Below are 18,122 nucleotides of genomic sequence, written 5' to 3' on the forward strand. Positions count from 1 at the left end.
TCCTCCGGCTCAGCTGGTGCGCGGGGCGGGTGCGCTGCCGCTCCAGCCGGCGGGCGGCGTGAAATTTCCGTCCGGCGGCACGCCGTCTTCGGCGCCGGCCGGCTCGATCTGCAGCCGCGGCGGCGGGGGCGGCGCCGGGTTGGTGCGGAAGCGCGATCCGCCCAGCACGAAGCCGAGAGACCGGAAGCCGTAGGCGGCGCTCAGACGGATGAAATGGGCAACGCCGCGCACCACGCCCGGCCGCCTGTGACGGCGCGAGAGCAGTTCGGCCCAAAGCGCGCTGGAGCCGTAGACCAGATCCACGATGGCTTCTTTGGCGGCGTCGGTTTCCGGCATGAAGCGCAGGCCGATCTGGATGTTGCCGGCATCGTCGGGCCGGCCATAGCGCATTTCGACCGGCACCGGGCGGGCCTCGCCGGTGGCCATATGGGCGGGTGCCGTCAGCTCGTCGACCAGAAGCTCGGCAAAGCGGCCGGTCAGGCGACCCTTGGGCGCCTGGCGCGCCGGAATGGCGAGCCGGGCACCGCCCTGCGACAGGTCCAGCAGCGCGCCTTCATAGAGCGTGCCGTCGATCAGGATCCGGGCCGGGCGCTTCACCGTGACCCGTGGGGCCGCGCGATGCTGGGCGTGCTCGCAGACCACCCCCAATGCCGCCGAGGCGAGCAGCAGGTTGAAGGTGTTCCAGAAGGTCACCACCAGCAGCACGTCGCGGGTGGCCGGTTCCATCCACCAGCGCCAGAGCGCGGCAACCGTTCCCAGAACCAGCAGGCCGACCACCACCACCAGCGGCTTCGCCAGCGGCGAAACGTGGTCATGGGCCAGGGTCGCACCCTTGGCGGTAACCTGGAAGGTCGGCTTGCGTGGGTCGATCATCGTCTTGACGATCGCGACCGAGGTATGCAGCGACTGGCTGAGTTCGTAGAGTTCCGAAATCAGCGGCCAGCGGAACCGGCCGTTGAGTGCGTTCTGGATCATCAGCGAGGCGACGAGATAGGTCAGCGTATAGCCGGCAAACTCCGCCGCCGTCGCCCGATAGATTTCCAGCCCGAAGAACAGATAGAACAGCGGCGCGACCAGGAACATCAGCCGCGAGAACGGGAACAGCCAGAACATGCTGCTCGCGAGATAGCACAGCCGCTGGGGCAGCCGCAGGCCGCGCTTGATCAGCGGGTTCTTCATCATGAAGATCTGGGTCATGCCCTGGGCCCAGCGCGAGCGCTGGCCGATGAAGGCGGCATAGCTTTCCGGCTGCAGGCCGGCGATCAGCGGCTTGCCGTAATAGACGCTGTTATAGCCGCGGGCATGCAGGTCGAGCGCGGTTTCCGCATCCTCGGTGATCGACAGGCCGCTGAACCCGCCCACTTCTTCCAGGCAGGCACGGCGCAGCAGGGCCGCCGATCCGCAGAAGAAGGCGCCGTTCCAGCGGTCCAGGCCGCGCTGGATCATGCCGTAGAACATCTCGTTCTCGCTGGGCATGCGCTCGAAGGTCTTGAGGTTGCGCTCCAGCGGATCCGGGCTGAGGAAGAAATGCGGGGTCTGCACCAGGAACAGCTTCGGATCCTTGCGGAAGAAGCCGACGGTGGCGAGCAGGAAGTCGCGGGTGGGCACGTGGTCGGCGTCGAACACCGCGATCAGGTCGCCATGGGTTTCCGGCAGTGCGGCATTCAGATTGCCGGCCTTGGCATGGGCGTTGGTTTCCCGCGTCAGATAGTGCACGCCCAGCCGGGCGCACATCGCCTTCAGGCGCTCGTGCCGTTCACGCGCCTTCAGTGCCTCCTGCGGGTCGGCCGACATCCGCTTCACATCGGTCGATCCGTCGTCGAGCAGATAGACGTTCAGCCTGTCGGCCGGATACCACATCCGCTTTGCGCCGATCAGGGTCGTCTCGATCAGCCCGTCATCCTCGTTGAAGCTGGGCACGAAGACATCGACCGTCGGCAGTTCCGCCGGATTTTCGGGCAAAGGCGGGCTCATCCGCGTCACCGGGTCGATCACGACGAAGTTGTTCACGAAGAACATGACGATCGCGTAGACCTCGGCCGCATAGAGCACCAGGCCGGGCACGAAGGCGAAGGGGTCGTCCAGCGGCGGCAGGGTGGACAGCGTGCGCCAGCACAGATAGCGCGCCACGATGAAGCCGCCGATCATCACCAGCATGGTGCGGCGGACGCTGGCGTCCTCGTGCGCCCGGGTGCCTTTCAGCACCGCCATCGCCGCCAGCAGCAGGATCATCAGCACGATCTGCGCCGGCAGGCTCACCGGTTGCGCCGCGGCCGCCAGCAGCGCGACCAGCGCCAGGATCCAGATCAGACCGAGCGCGAGGCGCCCGAAGCGTTGTGCGACCATCCTGTCAATTCCATACCGGGTCCGGGGTGATACCAGGGACACGGATCGTCGTCGACGTTCCGCTGCGACGTGGGGGCTGACCGGTGCGACGACCAAGGGATGGTTCGATATGACCCTCTGGAAACATAAAATGCCAGTAAAATTTTCCGAAGAATCTCTTGAATGCCCGCGTGCCCACCGCTCCTCGATGCATGATGACGCATCGAGCGATGGGCCCGTCAAGTCAACATTGCGTAAGACAGCAGACCATGGACACGCCCTGCGCTGTTCCAGCCACACTCGGTGGCAAGCGCATCGATCAGCGCCGGACGGCTCAGATGCTCGAACAGGCGGGCGATGACGGCGGCATCGGCGGCGAAGGCGGCGCGGGCCTCTCCGGCCTCCGGCGCGGCATCGGTGTCGAGATCGAGTGCTGCCACCCGTGCGGCAAGTGCCGTCATGGCGAAGGTGACGGCCAGCCGGATGCCGGGCAGGGTTTCCGGCGTGGTCGTGGGCAGCGGGGCCGCCGCCGGCGCGTGGGGAGAAGCCAGAAGCTGATGGTCGATCCAGGCATCGAGCATCCGGGCGAGGCCCGAGGGGGCGGCATGGCGCCGCCAGGCCGCGTCGCGTGCGGCCCTCAACACATCGGGATCGTCCTGCCCGCGGATATCGAGCGCAAGCGTCGTGCGATCGAGCGTCACACCCAGCGCCGCCTCCAGCCGCCCGGTCAGCCGGTCGAGCGCCGGCCGCCAGACGCCGCCCGTGGCATGGACCAGGGCGCCCAGGGTCAGCAGCAGGCGCGGTTCGTCGAGCGGGTCGCCCGCCGGCTGGGGCAGGCGGTCGAGGATCGATCGGGCAAGCGCCGCCGCCGCGGCGGGTTTTTCGGCCTCGGCAAACCGGGCGACCGAGCCGGTGAGCGCGGTGAGTGCGCGCATGCGCTGATCGGCCGGCGCATCGGCCGCCAGCCGGGCCATCACCGCCCTCAACCCCTCGCCGGCAGGGGCAGGGGGGCCGACACCGTCCCGGGCGGTGGGGTCGAGCGCCAGCCGGGCGATTTCCGGGCAGGCGAGCTGGGCGATGCGCAGCCGGCTGCCGTCGGCGAAGCTCGCCACCCGGCGCGGGAAGCCGCCACAGGCTTTGGAGAGCACGTCATGACCATGGGCTGCGTGCAGCCGGCACCAGCCCTGATCCAGCGCCACACAGGCACCGTCGCGGCGGGCCATGCTGCGGCCGGCATCGGCATCGGTGCTGGTGAGCGAAGCCAGTTCCGCCGGTGGGAACAGGTCCTGCCAGCGCGCCCAGGTCTCGTCGTCGACCTGCATCGACCAGCCGGCGCAGCAGGTGTCGCCGCAGGCGGGGCCGATGCAGGTGAAGGCATCGAGAACGGGTTGGTTGCGCGGGCTGTCCTGCTCCATGCGGTCCGGACGAGACGGGTTGGGCTCAGCCTGCGATCAGCGGCTGGCGGATCGGATATTTGGGATTGTGCAGCACATGCTGCCAGCCCCGGCGCGCCTCGACATCCACCAGGATCGGCGCCCGGCGGTTGATGGTCAGCAGCACGCCGCCTTCCACCCGGTGGCTGGCGACCACCAGCAGTACGGCGGCATTGGTGCGCGCGATGCCCAGATGGGCCAGCGCCTCGTCCAGATCCTCGGCATCGATGGCATCGGTCTTGACCGGCACCGGCAGCACCAGCATCGACACCTTGGGATTGTCGATCGAGACCAGGATCTTCAGATGGTCGATGCGCTCGTCCGCAACCTCGGCGAGGGCGAAGCGGCCGCGACCGCCCAGGCCGACCAGGCCGCGGGGAATTTCGATGGCGCGATCGGGGTCGATCGCGATCCGGCCGAAGCGGGTGTCGAGCACCAGCGGCGCGTCGGGGGTCATCGGGGCATCGGGGGTGGTTTCGGACATGTCGGGCGACATCCGGATAGCATGGGCGACAGCCGTCAGCATGACACGCTTTCCTTCGCTTGAGCAGTCCCCGTATGGGCAAGTGCCGCGATACGGGGGAGAATCGGGTGGATGCAGGGGCAGGCCCTGCGGGGGGCGCTTACTTCAGATAGTCGGCCAGCGACATCCGGTTGATCTGCGACACCATCATGTAAGAGGCGTCCAGAATGGTCTGGTCGTTGGACATCCGGATCGTGGCCGAGGGGATGTCGGTATTCTCGATCGCCGAGATGGCTTCTTCCTGCGTCACCTTCCGGTCCTCGTGGCCGGTGATGATGCTGTCGAGCCGGGCCTGATTGGTGCCCACCTCGGCGCGATAATCGGCGAGGGTGGCGATGGCGTCATTGACCATGGTCAAGGCGGTTTCCGCCATGGCGGTCGATCCGATCTGGCCGGCCTCGATCGCCGCCTTCAGCGAGCCGATCAGCTGCTGAAAGCCTGGCCGGTCGGCATTGATGCCGTAATCCATGGTGATCTGGTCGTCGAGCCGGGCGCTGAGTTCGACCTCATCGCCCGCGTAATAGCTGGCATCCGGGTCGCCCCAGATCGCCGGATCGGGCACCGGGACGGTCACCGGCTTGGTATCGGTGCGCGAGCCGCCGAACAGATAGCGGCCGTCCTCCGACACGTTCAGCGCACCGGTCACCGTGTCCAGCAGACCCTGGGCTTCCTGTTCCAGTGGCACCGCATCCGACAGCCCCGAGGTGGTCGCCTGCATCAGCAGGGTGCGCAGGCTGCTTGCCGCATCACCGATGGCCGAGAGACTCTGGTCGATCAGGGTCAGCCGGCGATCCACATCCTTGGCATTCGACAGATAGTTGTCGATCCGCGTCGCCTCGGAGCGCAGGTTCAGCGTCTTTTCCGAATCCCCCGCGATGCCCGCATAGTTCTGGGCGACCTTGCCGCTGGAGATCTGCGTGTTGGTCGCATAGGTCCGCGCCTGAACCTCCATCACGTTGTTCAGGCTGCGGTTCATCTGGGCGTAGTTGGTGACGCGGATCATGATCGGAAACCTGCATCGAGAGGATCTGGCGGAACCGGCGGGGGCCGGGCGTCATGCTGAATGAAGGGGCCGGCCGGGTCAGTTGCCGACGATGTTGAGCAGCTCGTCGAACATCTGCTTCGCGGTGGTGAGCACGCGGGCCGATGCGGTGTAGGCGTTCTGGAACACGATCAGGTTGCTCATCTCCTCGTCGATGTTGACCCCCGTGACCGAGGCATCGCGATAGGAGAGATCTTCCTTCAGGATGGCCGAGTCGCTGGCGCGGGTAGAGGCTTCGGCCGACACGCTCGCGATGTTGGAGATGATGCCCGAGGCATAGCCGGTCAGCGTGTAGTTGCCGCGGGCGAGCGAGCCCACCCCGGGCATCGCCTGGGCGGTGTTGACACCGACCGCCAGCGCCTGGGCGTTGCGGTTGTCGCCCGAGGTGACGGCGACGTCGCCCGCAAGCAGGGCGGTGTCTTTCAGCAGCCCGGTCGCGACCCGGCCCGGATCGGCGACCACGGCCTTGGACACTTCGATCGTCGCGGCATCGTCGCCGTCGAACAGGTTGTTCAGCCCCAGATGATGCGACAGGCCGCGCACCGTGCCGTCGGTGTCGGTCACCTGGCTGGTGCTTTCCGACAGCGCGATGCCCGAGGCGGTCCCGGTGGCGGTCAGCGTGAACTTGCCGTCCACGATCGAGGCCGAGACATAGGGGCCGAGCGCGCTGGCATTGATGGTGTCGCGCAGGTCGCCGATGCTGGTGACGGTGGAGAGATCGATGTCGAGCGGGGGGGCCACCAGCGTGCCGTCGGCTGCAACCGCGGCGATGCGGAAATTGCCGGTGGCCGAGAGCGGCGTGGTCGCCGCGACATCGGTCGAGCCGGTCAGCGACGAGGGTGCCAGCCAGCCGGTGCCCTGGTTGTGGATGGCGTTCATCCGCTCGACCAGATTGTCGGCCAGGGTGTCGAGCTGGCCGCTGAGCGCCGCCAGATCCTTGTCGCGCACCTGCAGCAGGCCGGCGAGGTTGCCGCCCTTGATGGTGGAGGTGACCTGATCGCTGGTGCCGCCGGTCACCAGCACATCGCCGTCGTTCAGCTCTTCCAGCGTGTCGGGATCGACCGCCACCGCCTTGATCGGGCCATAGACGGCGTCGGCGCCCGGCTCCATCACCGGCGTATAGGTCAGCTGGCGCAGGCTTTCGTCCAGCAGGGTCTGGCCGGCGCCGGTATAGATCGCGATCCGGCCGTTGCTGCCGCTGACGATTTCGACGTCGATCTCGGCGGACAGGCTGGCGATCGCGATGTCGCGCTTGTCTTCCAGCTCGGATGCCGATTCGCCCAGCGCATTGGCGCGCTGGATGCGGGCGTTCAGATCATAGATCTGGCGCAGCGCCGCATTTGCGGTCTCGACCGAGTCGCCGATCTTCGCATCGGTGTCGGCACGCACCTGGCCGACCTGGGCGGCATTGGTGTTCAGCCGGTCGGTCAGGGCCTTGGCGGACGAGACCAGATTGTAGCGCTCGCTGCCCGACTCGGTGGCGTTGGCGACCGATTCGAGCTGGGTGAGGAAGGCATCCAGATCGGCCGCGATCGAGTTGCTGCCGCCGACCTTGCCGAACATGCTCTGCACCTGATCCAGGATCGAAGCACGGGTGCTGTCGCGCGCCTCGTCGGAAGAGGCGCGGCGCAGCTCGGCCCGCAGATAGTTGTCGACCTCGCGCTCGACGCCGGTCACCCGCACGCCCATGCCGTAGCCGCCGATGGTCGCCGATTCCTGGACGACCGTCTTGCGGGTATAGCCCGGCGTGTTGGCGTTGGCGACGTTCTGCGACGTCACCGACAGCCCCGCCTGGGCCGCGTTCAGGCCGGTGGTCGCGTTGCGGAAGGCGGCGTCGAGGGAGAGCGACATGGCGAAGGGCTCCGGCGGCTCGGGGTCTGGATCAGATGCTGGTGTTCACGCTGATCGCACCCGCCCGGATGGTGCCGGCGCGGCCTGCGGTGCAGGTGCGGCCATTGGCGCCATAGACGGTGGTGGGGGCCTGGGCCCGGACGATGGCGCTGCGCACCGCGCCCAGGATCCGTTCGTTGAGCGAGCGGGCCGCCCCGATCCGACGCAGGTTTTCCTTCACCGCCTCGGCGAAGCGCGGGGCGATTTCGCCCAGGCGCGCGAAATCCGGGGTCTGCCGCACCGCCGCCTGATCCTGCCGGCCGAGCAGGGCATAGAGCTGCTCGTAGCCGCGGCCCAGGCGCTGCTTGTCGCCCTGCAGCGCGCGCATCCGGTCCATGTCCTTGATCGCCAGCGCCGCGGTTTCCTCTTCCAGCACCCGGGTCAGTTCCTCGACCACATGGGCGAGGTCGGCGACCAGGGTGGCGACTTCGGGATTCTGGCGACCGGCGGCGGCACGAATGGCGGCAGCGAGGCCGTCCTGGCCGGCGGTGATGATGTCGGTGGGTGCGGGCATGACGAAACTCCCGAAGGGACGGCAGGACAGCTCAGGACTGGGCTTCCTGTATGCGGATCAACTGGTCGAGGACTTCGGCAGAAAGACCGATACCGCCGGCCTGGGCCATGGCCTGGCCGGTCTTTTCGGCCAGCATCGACTTCTGGAAGTCTTCCGCCGCCCGGGCGCCGGCGCCGTCGCCCATGCCAGGCATCAGATCGATGCCTTCCAGCATGGTCGACATCAGCCGCGACAGGAAAACGCCTTCCAGGGCTTCGGTCTTGTCGCGGGCCTTGTCGATGTCGATGCTGCGGCCAGTGGCCAGCTGGTTCAGCCGGCCGGTCTCGACGCGGCCTTCGGCATCGCGGCTCTGCGTGCCCGAAAAGGCGGAGGGGATGAGCGGGGTGGCAAGGGCGCCGGAGCTGCTGATCGACATCTGACCGGTCCTCACATCACTTCGATTTCGGCCTGGAGGGCGCCTGCAGCCTTGATCGCCTGCAGGATCGAGATCATGTCGCGCGGGCTGATGCCGAGCATGTTCAGCCCGTCGACCAGTTCCTGCAGCGTGACCCCCTTGGGCAGCACCGCCAGCTTGCGGTCGTCGCCCTTGTCGACCTGGATGTTGGTGCGCGGCACCACCGCGGTCTGGCCCTGGGAGAAGGGGCCGGGCTGCGAGACCTGCGGGGTCTCGGTGATCCGGATGGTCAGGTTGCCCTGGGGGATGGCGACGGTGTCGATCCGGACGTTCTCGCCCATCACGATGATGCCGCTGTTCTCGTCGATCACCACCTTGGCGACCTGGTCGGGCTGGACGCGCAGCTGTTCGATCTGGGTCATCAACCCGGCGACGTCGCCCTGCCACTGCGCCGGCACCTGGACCCGCACGCTGGCGGGATCGGTCGCCTTGGCGATGGCGCCGCCCATATAGGCATTCACGGCAGAGGCGATGCGCTGGGCGGTGGTGAAATCGGGGTTGCGGAGCGCGATCGTCACCTGGTCGAGCGAGTCGAAGGCGAAGGTCACCTCGCGCTCGACGATGGCACCACTGGCGATCCGGCCCACCGTCGGCACGCCCTGGGTGACCGAGGCGCCCTGGCCCTGGGCCGAGAAGCCGCCGACGGCGACCTGGCCCTGGGCGACGCTGTAGATCTCGCCATCGGCGCCCAGCAGCGGGGTGACCAGCAGGGTGCCGCCCAGAAGCGAGCTGGCATCGCCGATCGCCGAGACCCGCACATCGACCCGGCTGCCCTGGCGGGCGAAGGGCGGCAGGTTGGCGGTGACCATCACCGCCGCCACATTGTCGGTGCGCAGGCGCGATCCGCGGCTGTTGACGCCCAGCCGTTCCAGCATCGCCACCAGGCTCTGTTCGGTGAAGGGGGCGTTGTTCAGGCTGTCGCCCGTGCCGTTCAGGCCCACGACCAGGCCGTAGCCGACCAGCAGGTTGTCGCGCACGCCTTCGATATCGGCGATGTCCTTGATCCGCGACTGGGCCAGTGCCCCGGTCGGCAGGGTCATGGCCGCCACGGCGACCAGCGACGCCGCGAACACGGCGCGGATCGCGCGGAAGGCGCGGCGCGGGCGGTCATGGGTCAGATGGCGGGAGGCGGACATGGGCGGATCTGCTCCGGTTCGGGGGGCTTCGCTTCGGCAGTGCAGATGCGAGAACCGTGCCAGGACAGAAGCCTTTGCCGTGTCGTGGTTTTTATGGTGCGACCCGGGCAGGGCGGGCAGAAGCGGCCACAGGGGTCGCGGCAAGCGCTGCATGGTGCCCGGCAGAAACTGCCGGGTTCCCGCTGCAACAGCGGGCCGCCTGATGGCCGCTTGCCGCCGGGGCTTGGCACCCGGCACATGCACGCCGATATACAGATGTGGGTGCCGGTTGTTATAAACGTCGTATGCAGCCCGCGGTCCCCGGTGGGACCGCTTCAGGCAGTGGAGGCTGACGAGGCAATGAAGGTCACAGGCGTCGGTACCGGCGCGCCCGCATCCAAGAGCCGTCGGACCCAGGGTCGCAGCGGCAGCTCCGACGATTTCGCGAGCCGCGTCGACGACGGAGGTGAGACCCGCTCCACCGCGGCGCCCGCCAAGGCGGGGCCGCTGACCGCCATGGACGCCCTGCTGGCATTGCAGGGTGTGCCGGGCCGCGGCGAGGATGCCGATCGTGATGCGGCCGAGCGCGGCGGCCAGATGCTAGACCTGCTGGACGACATCCGCCTGGGTCTGCTGGACGGGCGGGTGCCGAAGGCGGCGCTCGGCCAGCTCCGCAGCCTGGTCGATGCCGAGCGTGGCAAGGTCTCCGATCCCCGTCTGGCAGAGGTTCTGGCCGAGATCGACGTTCGTGCTGCCGTCGAGCTTGCGAAACTCGATCGTATCGGGTAACTACAGGCCCGACCGGACGGGCCGCCGTGTTCCCCCGCGGGCCGGCCGCCAACCGGAACGCGAGCGACCACCTGCCCGCGGCCGTATCGTGGGTGGATGGCCTCTCTGAGGGGAGACCAGGATGGCTGTCACGCTGCCGCCCGACTACTTGCCGTCCGAAGACGAGCCGTTCATGAATGATCGGCAGGTCGAGTTCTTCCGCCGTCGCCTTCTGGCATGGCGCGAGGAAATCCTCCGGGAATCTTCGGAAACGCTGCGCAACCTGCAGGAAGACAGCCTGCAGGAGCCGGATATTACCGACCGTGCCTCGGCAGAGGCCGATTGGTCGATCCATCTGCGCACACGCGACCGTCAGCGCAAGCTGATTTCCAAGATCGATGCCGCGCTGAAGCGCATCGAGGATGGTTCCTACGGCTATTGTGAGGAAACGAGCGAGCCGATCAGCCTGAAGCGGCTGATCGCACGGCCGATCGCGACCCTCAGCATCGATGCCCAGGAACGCCACGAGCGCCGCGAGCGCAGCTATCGCGACGACTGACCGCGGGGCCATGCACCGGAAGCGGGGCATGTCGTGGCCCTGCAACCGCCAGAACGTAAGGGGCGCACCGATGCCGGGAACATCGGTGCGCCCCTTATTTTTTCTGAGCGCGGCCCATATTCCTGAACGTGACCCGATATTCTTGAGCGTGACCGGGAAACCATGTCTGCTGGAGGGTGGTCGGGCGACGGCTGTGATGCCATAGTCGTGTAACGGTTGCATGCGGGAAGGGGGATGGTCCCGCAGGGCAGGTGCCGGGAACACGTGGGGGACGTGGCTGCCGATGGACGGTCGTGCATGGCCTTAACCGGGCCGACGGGGGAATCCGATCCGACGATGTCGATGGCCGATCCGACGATCGCGATGGAGCGTCGGCGTCGGCGTGAGCGCCGCTGGCTGATCGTCGTGGCCTCGCTCGGCGTCGTCTTCTCGATCGTTGTCTGGTCGATCGCCCGACATGACCGGCTTCAGGCCAGCCGGCACGCTTTTTCCGAGATCGCGACGGCCACCGCGGCCGCCATGGCGCTGGACATCGACCGCCATATCGGTGTGGCCGACGATCTTGCGGCCCTGTTTGCCTCGTCCAACGACGTCTCGGCCGACGAGTTCGAACGCTATGTCGTCTCGGCCCGCAGGCGGGCGCCGGCGATCAGCGCTCTGGCCTGGTATCGCGGCCAGATCGTCTCGCCCCTGCGGGAGGTGCCGCCGGCCCCGGGGGAGATGCTGCCTCATGACGTGGATCTGATGGCGGCGCGGCTGGAGCGGCAGGTCCTGGTCCAGGCGCGGGATGTGGCCGGGCCCGAGGACGAAACCGGGCAGCTGTCGAGCGGCCCGCCCGTGGAGCCGTCGGTCATGACGCGGCTGGTGGAACGGGCCCTGTTTTCGGGGGCGACGGCGGTGGAACCCTTCGGTCATCCGGATGCGAGCGGCCCGGTCACCGGGCTGCTGTTCGCGATTCCGGTCCGCACCGGCGGCAGGGTCGGCGGGCTGGACGTGGTGATCGGCCTGATCGACGCCATGCGGCTGGTCGACGATGTCGGCCGGCGCACCGACGATCTGATCCGGGCCGGCAAGCTCAGCCTGCGGCCGATCGAGCGCCTGCCCTCGGCTGCCGCCGTGTCACCGAGAATTTATGACCGCATGCCGGAAGGATCCGATCCCTCGGCCTGGACCCGGGTTCGGGGTGTAGAGGTGGGCGACCGGCTGTTCCGGATCAAGATCGCGGCCGGCAGCGACATGCCCGGGCGCTGGACGATCGAAGTGCCGGCGCTGGCCGTGTTGCTGGCCGGCTTTGCCGTGACCGGCATGGCCGCCGGGCTGCTGCGGCGCACCCAGCGGCGCGCTGCGATGCTGGAAGACGCGCGGGCGGGCAATCTGGCCACCCTGCGTCAGCTGGAGGCCGAAATCATGGCCCATGACGACACCGAGCGGCGGCTGGTGGAGACGGTGGAGCGCCTGGCGATCAGCGAGCGCCGCTTCCGCAGCACTTTCGATCATGCGGCCGTGGGCATCGCCCATCTGAGCCCGGCCGGCACGATCGAGCGCAGCAACAGCCGCTTCGCCACCATTTTCGGCCTGTCGACCCAGACCCTGCGCGGACGGCGGGTGGATGATTTCGTCCATCCCGACGACCGCCCGGACTGGACGGTCGGGGTGACCGCCCTGCTTTCGGGGCAGACGGATGTGCTGTCGACCGACTGCCGGGTGATCCGCGCCGGCGAAGCGATCTGGCTGCGGGTGACGGCAAGCCTGGTGCGCGACACGCTCGCGGGCGGCGACGACCGCCTCAACCACGTCATCATCGTGGTCGACGACGTGACCGAGCAGACCGTGATGATGCGCCGGCTGAGCCTGAGCGAGCGCAGCCTCGCCTCGGCCCAGCGCGTTGCCGGCCTCGGCATCGTCGAATGGGATCCGGCGACGGATACGGTGTGGTGGTCGGCCGAAACCTACCGGCTGTTCGATCGTCCGCCCGCGTCCGGCCCGCTGCCCTTCGAACGGCTGGCGGAATATGTCGTGGCCGAAGACATGGCGCTGCTCGACCGGGCGCTGGCCCATACGGTGGAAAGCGGCGCACCGCTGCGCATGGACCTGCGCATCCGCCGTCCGGGGGAGGAGCCGCGCTGGCTGCGGGTGGAAGGCGCCATGGAGGTGGATGGCGGCCGGCGGGTGCTGCTGGCCGCCCTGCTGGACGCAACCGCCGACCGGGTCGCCGCCCAGACCCTGCGCCGCGCCAAGGAACAGGCCGAGGCCGCGAACGAGGCCAAGTCGATCTTCCTGGCCAATATGAGCCACGAACTGCGCACGCCGCTGAATGCGATCATCGGCTTTACCGAAGCCATGCTCGGCGGGCTGGGCGGCGCGCCGTCGGACCGGCATCGCGGCTATCTGGCCGATGTGCTGTCGGCCGGCCGGCATCTTCTGGGGGTGATCGAGAGCATTCTGGATCTGTCGAAGATCGAGGCGGGCAAGGCCCGGCTGGATGAAAGCCATGCCGATCTGGGCGCCATCGGCCGCGAGGCGGTACGGCTGATCACGCCGCAGGCGGAGACGCGCGGGGTGGAGGTTTCTCTCGACCTGCCCGATCCGGCGCCGGTGGTGCTGGCCGACCGGCTGAAGCTCCGCCAGCTGGTGCTGAACCTGCTGTCGAATGCGGTGAAGTTCAGCGACACCGGCGGCGCCGTCTCGCTCTCGGTCGTGCGGCGCAAGGAAGGCGGTGTGATGCTGGAGGTCGTGGATGACGGCATCGGGATGGACCCCGAGCAGATCGCCGTCGCCCTGCAACCTTTCGAGCAGCTGGCGGCGGGGCGCGGCCGGGGCGGCGGCACGGGGCTCGGCCTGCCGCTTGCCCGTGCGATCGCCGAACTGCATGGCGGCCGGCTGGAGATTTTGAGCCGCCCGGGCCTCGGCACCACGGTGCGGGTGACCCTGCCGGCAGAGCGCACGCTGGGCCTGGACGGCGCACCCGAGCCGCCGGTCGCGGCCAGAAAGCCGACGAGCCCCGGAGATCTTCCCCCGGGGCCCGCCGGCCGTCTGCATTGATCTGCCGCCCGGGTCAGAAGGGCAGCAGGATGTCCATGACCTGGGTGCCGTAGCGCGGCTGCTGCACGTCCGAGATCTGGCCGCGGCCGCCATAGGCGATGCGGGCCTCGGCTATCTTGTCGTGCGGGATGCTGTTGTCGCCGGCAATGTCTTCCGGCCGGACCACGCCCGCCACCAGGATCTCGCGGACCTCGTAATTCACCCGCATCTCCTGGCGGCCGTTGATGACCAGATTGCCGTTGGGCAGGATCTGGGTCACCACCGCGGCGATCGAGATGGCGACCGCCTCGGTTCGCTGCACGCCGCCCTGGCCGACATTGCTGGTCGACGAACCCAGATCGACCAGGCTGCCCGGATCGATCGGCTCGGCCAGCACCTTGCCCAGCTGGTTTTCGACACCGAAGAAGCCGTCGAGGCCGATCTTCTCGCTGTTGGTGCGCGACCGGTTGGTGCGGTTGTTGATCTGGGCGCGATCGTTGATCGTGACCTTCACGGTCAGGATGTCGCCGACCTGCTTGGCGCGCTGATCGTCGAAGAAGGCGCGGGCGCCGGCCTTCCACAGCGAGTTGGGCGCGCGGCTGTCGGTGCGCACCGGCGGCATCGGCATCGAGACCGGCTTGTAGCCTTCCGTCTGGGTCGGGTTGTTGATCGGCGACAGGTCGGGCGCCTTGCCGATGTTTGCAATGCGCTCACCGGCATTGCAGGCGCCGAGGGCGAGGGCCAGGCCGAGGACGGCGACATGGGCGCCACCGAAGCGGCGACCGGTCCGGGCAGGGGCAGAGGTGCGGGGGGTGCGGGCCGTCGTCATGATGCGGTCCTCGGATCTCGGGAAGCCTTGGGAAAGGAAAAAGCTCGGGCAGATGCGGCAGTGGTCAGTTGCGTGCCAGGCTGGGGCCGGCGTCACCAACTTCCAGCGTGCCGTCGGGGGCGACCCGGCCGTAGACGGTGTTGCGGCTGCGCGGGTTCAGCACCCGGACGGTCTCGCCTTCGCCGCCATCGTCCAGCGCCTGGCCCTGAGCGGTGAGCACCAGACCGCCGCGGCGGAAGATCATGGTGACCATCTCGCCCTTGCGGATCAGCTGCGGGGTGCCGACGTCGCGGGCCATCAGCGGCCGGCCGGGATAGCCCGGGCGGCGCAGGGCCTGGCCGATCAGCTGGTTGGGGTCGGTGACCTGCTGGTTGGTCAGCCGGCGGCGTTCCACCTCGATCAGGTCGATATCGCCCGGGCCGATGATGGCGCCGCGCGCCAGCCGTTCCCGCAGCACCGGAACCGAGACCACCGCGGTCGCGCGCCCGGCCGCCACCACCACCAGCGGTGCCAGCCCCTCGCCCTGATCGACCTCGATCCGGGCCGAGAAGCGCTCGCTGCGCGGGTCGTAGATGAAATCCGCCAGGCGCGGCATCACCTCCAGCCCTTCGGCCACGATGACCTCGGGGGCGCGGCCGGTATAGTCCAGCCGGTATTCGTCGGCCATGCCGGCACCGGGCGCCCGGTCGAGCGCATCGGTGATCAGCGCGTCGATCTGCTCCCGCGGGATGCGCTGGCCCCGGCGGGTGATGGTCACTTCTTCCGTGCCGGTCGACGGCTGCCAAGCAATTTCTGCCCGGCGGGCCATGCCGTCCAGCTGGCGGGCATTGATGGTCATGCTCTCGCCGGGGGCGGGGGCCGGAAAGGCGATCAGGCTGCCGGTCTCGGGCGCCAGACCGTCGAACAGATCGGACAGGCGGACCTGGGCGCTGCCGACATCCGATGCGGCACGCAGAACGACCCCGGCCATGGCCGGGACCACGGCAACGCCGGCAAGCAGCAGGCCAAGGCCGGCGGCGCGGAGATGACGGGTGAGGCGGGCGGTGGGGCGGGTCATGGCGGCCGGGCTCCGATAACGGAAGAGGACGGGAGGCAATCAGCGCAGCTTGGTGACGGTGGAGTACATCTCGTCCGAGGCGGTGATGACCTTGGAATTCATCTCGTAGGCCCGCTGGGCGGTGATCAGGTTGGTGATTTCCTTCACCGGGTCGACGTTCGAGCGCTCGATATAGCCCTGCAGCAGGGTGCCGTAGCCGGCGGTGCCGGGCACGGCATTGGCGGGCTCGCCCGAAGACGGGGTCTGGGCGAAGAGGTTGTTGCCCAGCGCTTCCAGGCCGCCTTCGTTCGGGAAGATGGTCAGTTCCAGCTGGCCGACATTCTGCGGATCCACCTGGCCGGCCAGCTTCACCTGAACCTCGCCCGTCGGGTTGATCGAGATTTCGGTGGCCTCGGCCGGGATCACGATCTGCGGCTGAACGGTGAAACCGTCGGCGGTGACGATCGCGCCCTGGGGCGACAGCTGGAAAGAACCGGCGCGGGTATAGGCATCGTCGCCATTGGGCAGCGCCACCCGGAAATAGCCGTCACCCTGGATCGCGAGATCGAGCGGGTTGTCGGTGACCTCCAGCGGGCCCTGCAGGGTGATGCGGTAGACCGAGGCGGTTCGCACGCCCAGGCCGATCTGCACGCCCGACGGCACGATCGTGCCCACATCCGACGAGGCCGAGCCCACGCGGCGCTGGTTCTGGTAGAGCAGATCCTGGAATTCCGGGCGCCGCACCTTGTAGCCGGCGGTGTTCATGTTCGCGATGTTGTTCGCGATCACGTCGACATTGGTCTGCTGGGCGACCATGCCGGTGGCTGCGATGCTGAGCGATCTCATATGCCTGGCCTCTCTCTTCCGATCCTGTACGTCCTGGGGTCAGCCGGCTCAGGCCTGACGGAGAATGCGCTCGACGGCGCGGCGCTGGTTGTCGTGTTCGGTGTCGATGACGTTCTGGGCGGCCTCGAAGGCGCGCAGCAGTGACATCATCCGGGTCATCTCCACCACCGGCTGGACGTTGGAGCCTTCGATCATGCCCTGCACGACTTTGGGCTGGTCGACCTCCTGCGGCTGCGAATCGGTGGCGTAGAGGCCCGACTGGGTCTTGCGCAGCAGATATTCGCTTTCGAAATTCACCACCCGGATCTGCGCCACCGGGCCCGCATCGGTTGCGACCGTGCCGTCGGTGCCGACCCGGATCGGGCCGTCGTTCAGCGGCACCGTGATGGTGCCGCCACCCGCCGCCGTGACCGGGTCGCCGGTCACGCTCACCAGCCGGCCGTCGACATCGGTCGAGAACTTGCCGTTGCGGGTGTAGCGGGGGCCGAAGGGGGTTTCGACCTGGAAGTAGCCGTCGCCCTCGATCATCACGTCCAGCGGCGCGCCGGTCTGGATCGGCCGGCCCTGGGCCAGGTTGCGGACGACCGCGACGTCGCGGGCGAAATGGGTCTTGGGCGCATCCGACGGATCGTGGAGGAAGTCGGTGAACATCATCCGCTCGCCGCGATAGGCCGTGGTCTCCGCGTTGGCGATGTTGTTCGCCACCAGCTCCAGCTCGCGGGCCATCGTCATCTGACGCGACAGGGCGACATAACTGGTGTTCTGCATCGGATCGGCCTCGAAACGCTCTGCTGCCGGCATCCCGGCGGGGTCGCTGAACCTCTATGCAGATGGCGTGCCAAACTCGTAAGATATTGAAAGATATGAAAGTTGATGGATGGGTCTGCGGCAGAAAGCCGACTCTGCCCCTGCCGGGCGGCAGGATCTGCGGGTCGACCGCCGGTCGGTCCGGAAAAAATTGCCGGTCCGTGGTGCAGCGCAAGAGCTTGTTAACCGTGTTCCGATTAGGGTACGGCTGAACGGTGGAGAGGACGGCCGCGCCTGCGGATCGGACGGCACCGGGGCTTGCAGCTCCGTCAGAGGCGGACGATCTCGTATATCAGAGGCACGTGCCCGGATCTCCGACGGGACGGACAGAAGCGGGAAGCTTGGAAGATGGCGGACGAGGCAGTCGGTATGGACGGCGAGGGCGAGGGGAAGAAGAAGGGCGGCAAAAAGCTGATCCTCTTCATCCTGCTCCCCCTTCTGCTGATCGGCGGTGGCGGAGCCGCTGCCTTCCTGACCGGCATGATAGGTGGCGGCGGCGAGGAAGCGGCCCATGCGGAAGGCGATGCGGCCGGGCACGGCGCTGCGGCCGCCGCAGGCGGCGGCCATGGCGCGGCCCCGGCCGGCCAGCAGGCCCGCGATCCGCTGACCGCGGTGTATTACGATCTCCCTGAAATGCTGGTGAACCTGAACACCGGCGGCAAACGTGTGAGTTTCCTCAAGCTGAAGGTTTCCCTCGAACTCCAGAAGCAGGAAGATACGCCCCTGGTCGAAAAAGTGCTGCCGCGCATCATCGACAGCTTTCAGGTCTATCTGCGCGAGATGCGCGTCGAGGATCTGAGCGGGTCTGCCGGCATCTACCGCCTCCGCGAGGAGCTGCTCGACCGGGTGAACGTGGCGGCCCGGCCCGTCGTGGTGAACGACGTGCTGTTCCGCGAGATGCTCGTCCAGTAGGCGGCGGGCGGCGGGGCCCCGGCCACGCCGCCTCTGCCGGAAGGAGAC

Annotated in this window: 16 protein-coding genes; 4 read left to right on the plus strand and 12 right to left on the minus strand. The window is 68.1% G+C overall.

Annotation, left to right across the window (positions count from 1 at the left end; translation table 11 throughout):
- Positions 1 to 9: 9 nt before the first annotated feature.
- The 8 genes from bcsA to CMO28_RS25470 form a co-directional block, all read right to left on the minus strand.
- The gene (gene bcsA / locus CMO28_RS25435; RefSeq protein WP_296718962.1) at positions 10 to 2,346 is read right to left on the minus strand and encodes a UDP-forming cellulose synthase catalytic subunit; all 2,337 of its coding nucleotides are present in this window, start codon (positions 2,344 to 2,346) and stop codon (positions 10 to 12) included.
- Between the two features lie 218 nt (positions 2,347 to 2,564).
- Positions 2,565 to 3,740 carry a flagellin lysine-N-methylase gene (gene fliB / locus CMO28_RS25440; RefSeq protein ID WP_296718964.1) on the minus strand — a complete coding sequence of 392 codons (1,176 nt, stop codon included), beginning with the start codon at positions 3,738 to 3,740 and terminating at the stop codon, positions 2,565 to 2,567.
- Positions 3,741 to 3,765: 25 nt separating this feature from the next.
- A complete protein-coding gene (gene fliW, locus CMO28_RS25445; RefSeq protein ID WP_296718974.1) occupies positions 3,766 to 4,242 on the minus strand; it encodes a flagellar assembly protein FliW in 477 nt (158 codons plus the stop codon).
- Positions 4,243 to 4,381: 139 nt separating this feature from the next.
- Entirely contained in the window at positions 4,382 to 5,284 is a 903-nt protein-coding gene (locus tag CMO28_RS25450; protein WP_296718977.1) for a flagellin, read from the minus strand.
- Between the two features lie 78 nt (positions 5,285 to 5,362).
- Positions 5,363 to 7,174, minus strand: coding sequence for a flagellar hook-associated protein FlgK (flgK, locus tag CMO28_RS25455; RefSeq protein WP_296718980.1), 1,812 nt, complete (start codon positions 7,172 to 7,174; stop codon positions 5,363 to 5,365).
- A 31-nt stretch (positions 7,175 to 7,205) separates the two neighbouring features.
- Positions 7,206 to 7,727, minus strand: a complete 522-nt coding sequence (locus tag CMO28_RS25460) for a hypothetical protein (RefSeq protein WP_296718984.1) — start codon at positions 7,725 to 7,727, stop codon at positions 7,206 to 7,208.
- A 31-nt stretch (positions 7,728 to 7,758) separates the two neighbouring features.
- Entirely contained in the window at positions 7,759 to 8,142 is a 384-nt protein-coding gene (locus tag CMO28_RS25465; protein WP_296718986.1) for a rod-binding protein, read from the minus strand.
- A gap of 11 nt (positions 8,143 to 8,153) precedes the next feature.
- The gene (locus tag CMO28_RS25470; protein WP_296718989.1) at positions 8,154 to 9,317 is read right to left on the minus strand and encodes a flagellar basal body P-ring protein FlgI; all 1,164 of its coding nucleotides are present in this window, start codon (positions 9,315 to 9,317) and stop codon (positions 8,154 to 8,156) included.
- Between the two features lie 339 nt (positions 9,318 to 9,656).
- Here CMO28_RS25470 and CMO28_RS25475 point away from each other — a divergent pair, with 339 nt between their 5' ends.
- The 3 genes from CMO28_RS25475 to CMO28_RS25485 all read left to right on the plus strand — a co-directional run bounded on the left by CMO28_RS25475 (position 9,657) and on the right by CMO28_RS25485 (position 13,665).
- Positions 9,657 to 10,085 carry a flagellar assembly protein FliX gene (locus tag CMO28_RS25475; RefSeq protein ID WP_014744610.1) on the plus strand — a complete coding sequence of 143 codons (429 nt, stop codon included), beginning with the start codon at positions 9,657 to 9,659 and terminating at the stop codon, positions 10,083 to 10,085.
- 121 nt (positions 10,086 to 10,206) lie between these two features.
- Entirely contained in the window at positions 10,207 to 10,623 is a 417-nt protein-coding gene (dksA, locus tag CMO28_RS25480; protein WP_014744611.1) for an RNA polymerase-binding protein DksA, read from the plus strand.
- Positions 10,624 to 10,965: 342 nt separating this feature from the next.
- The gene (locus CMO28_RS25485) at positions 10,966 to 13,665 is read left to right on the plus strand and encodes a sensor histidine kinase (protein WP_296718995.1); all 2,700 of its coding nucleotides are present in this window, start codon (positions 10,966 to 10,968) and stop codon (positions 13,663 to 13,665) included.
- 13 nt (positions 13,666 to 13,678) lie between these two features.
- Here the strand turns inward: CMO28_RS25485 and flgH are convergent, their stop codons facing one another.
- The 4 genes from flgH to flgF all read right to left on the minus strand — a co-directional run bounded on the left by flgH (position 13,679) and on the right by flgF (position 17,123).
- The gene (gene flgH / locus CMO28_RS25490; protein WP_062762566.1) at positions 13,679 to 14,473 is read right to left on the minus strand and encodes a flagellar basal body L-ring protein FlgH; all 795 of its coding nucleotides are present in this window, start codon (positions 14,471 to 14,473) and stop codon (positions 13,679 to 13,681) included.
- Between the two features lie 64 nt (positions 14,474 to 14,537).
- Entirely contained in the window at positions 14,538 to 15,530 is a 993-nt protein-coding gene (gene flgA, locus CMO28_RS25495) for a flagellar basal body P-ring formation chaperone FlgA (RefSeq protein WP_062762564.1), read from the minus strand.
- Positions 15,531 to 15,569: 39 nt separating this feature from the next.
- Entirely contained in the window at positions 15,570 to 16,355 is a 786-nt protein-coding gene (flgG, locus tag CMO28_RS25500; protein ID WP_014744615.1) for a flagellar basal-body rod protein FlgG, read from the minus strand.
- 48 nt (positions 16,356 to 16,403) lie between these two features.
- Entirely contained in the window at positions 16,404 to 17,123 is a 720-nt protein-coding gene (gene flgF / locus CMO28_RS25505; protein ID WP_296719003.1) for a flagellar basal-body rod protein FlgF, read from the minus strand.
- Between the two features lie 387 nt (positions 17,124 to 17,510).
- On the opposite strand from flgF, the gene CMO28_RS25510 reads away from it, so the two are divergent.
- Positions 17,511 to 18,074, plus strand: a complete 564-nt coding sequence (locus tag CMO28_RS25510; RefSeq protein ID WP_041604843.1) for a flagellar basal body-associated FliL family protein — start codon at positions 17,511 to 17,513, stop codon at positions 18,072 to 18,074.
- The last annotated feature ends 48 nt before the right edge of the window (positions 18,075 to 18,122 follow it).

This window comes from Tistrella sp., from assembly GCF_002684955.1.
GTDB lineage: Bacteria > Pseudomonadota > Alphaproteobacteria > Tistrellales > Tistrellaceae > Tistrella > Tistrella mobilis.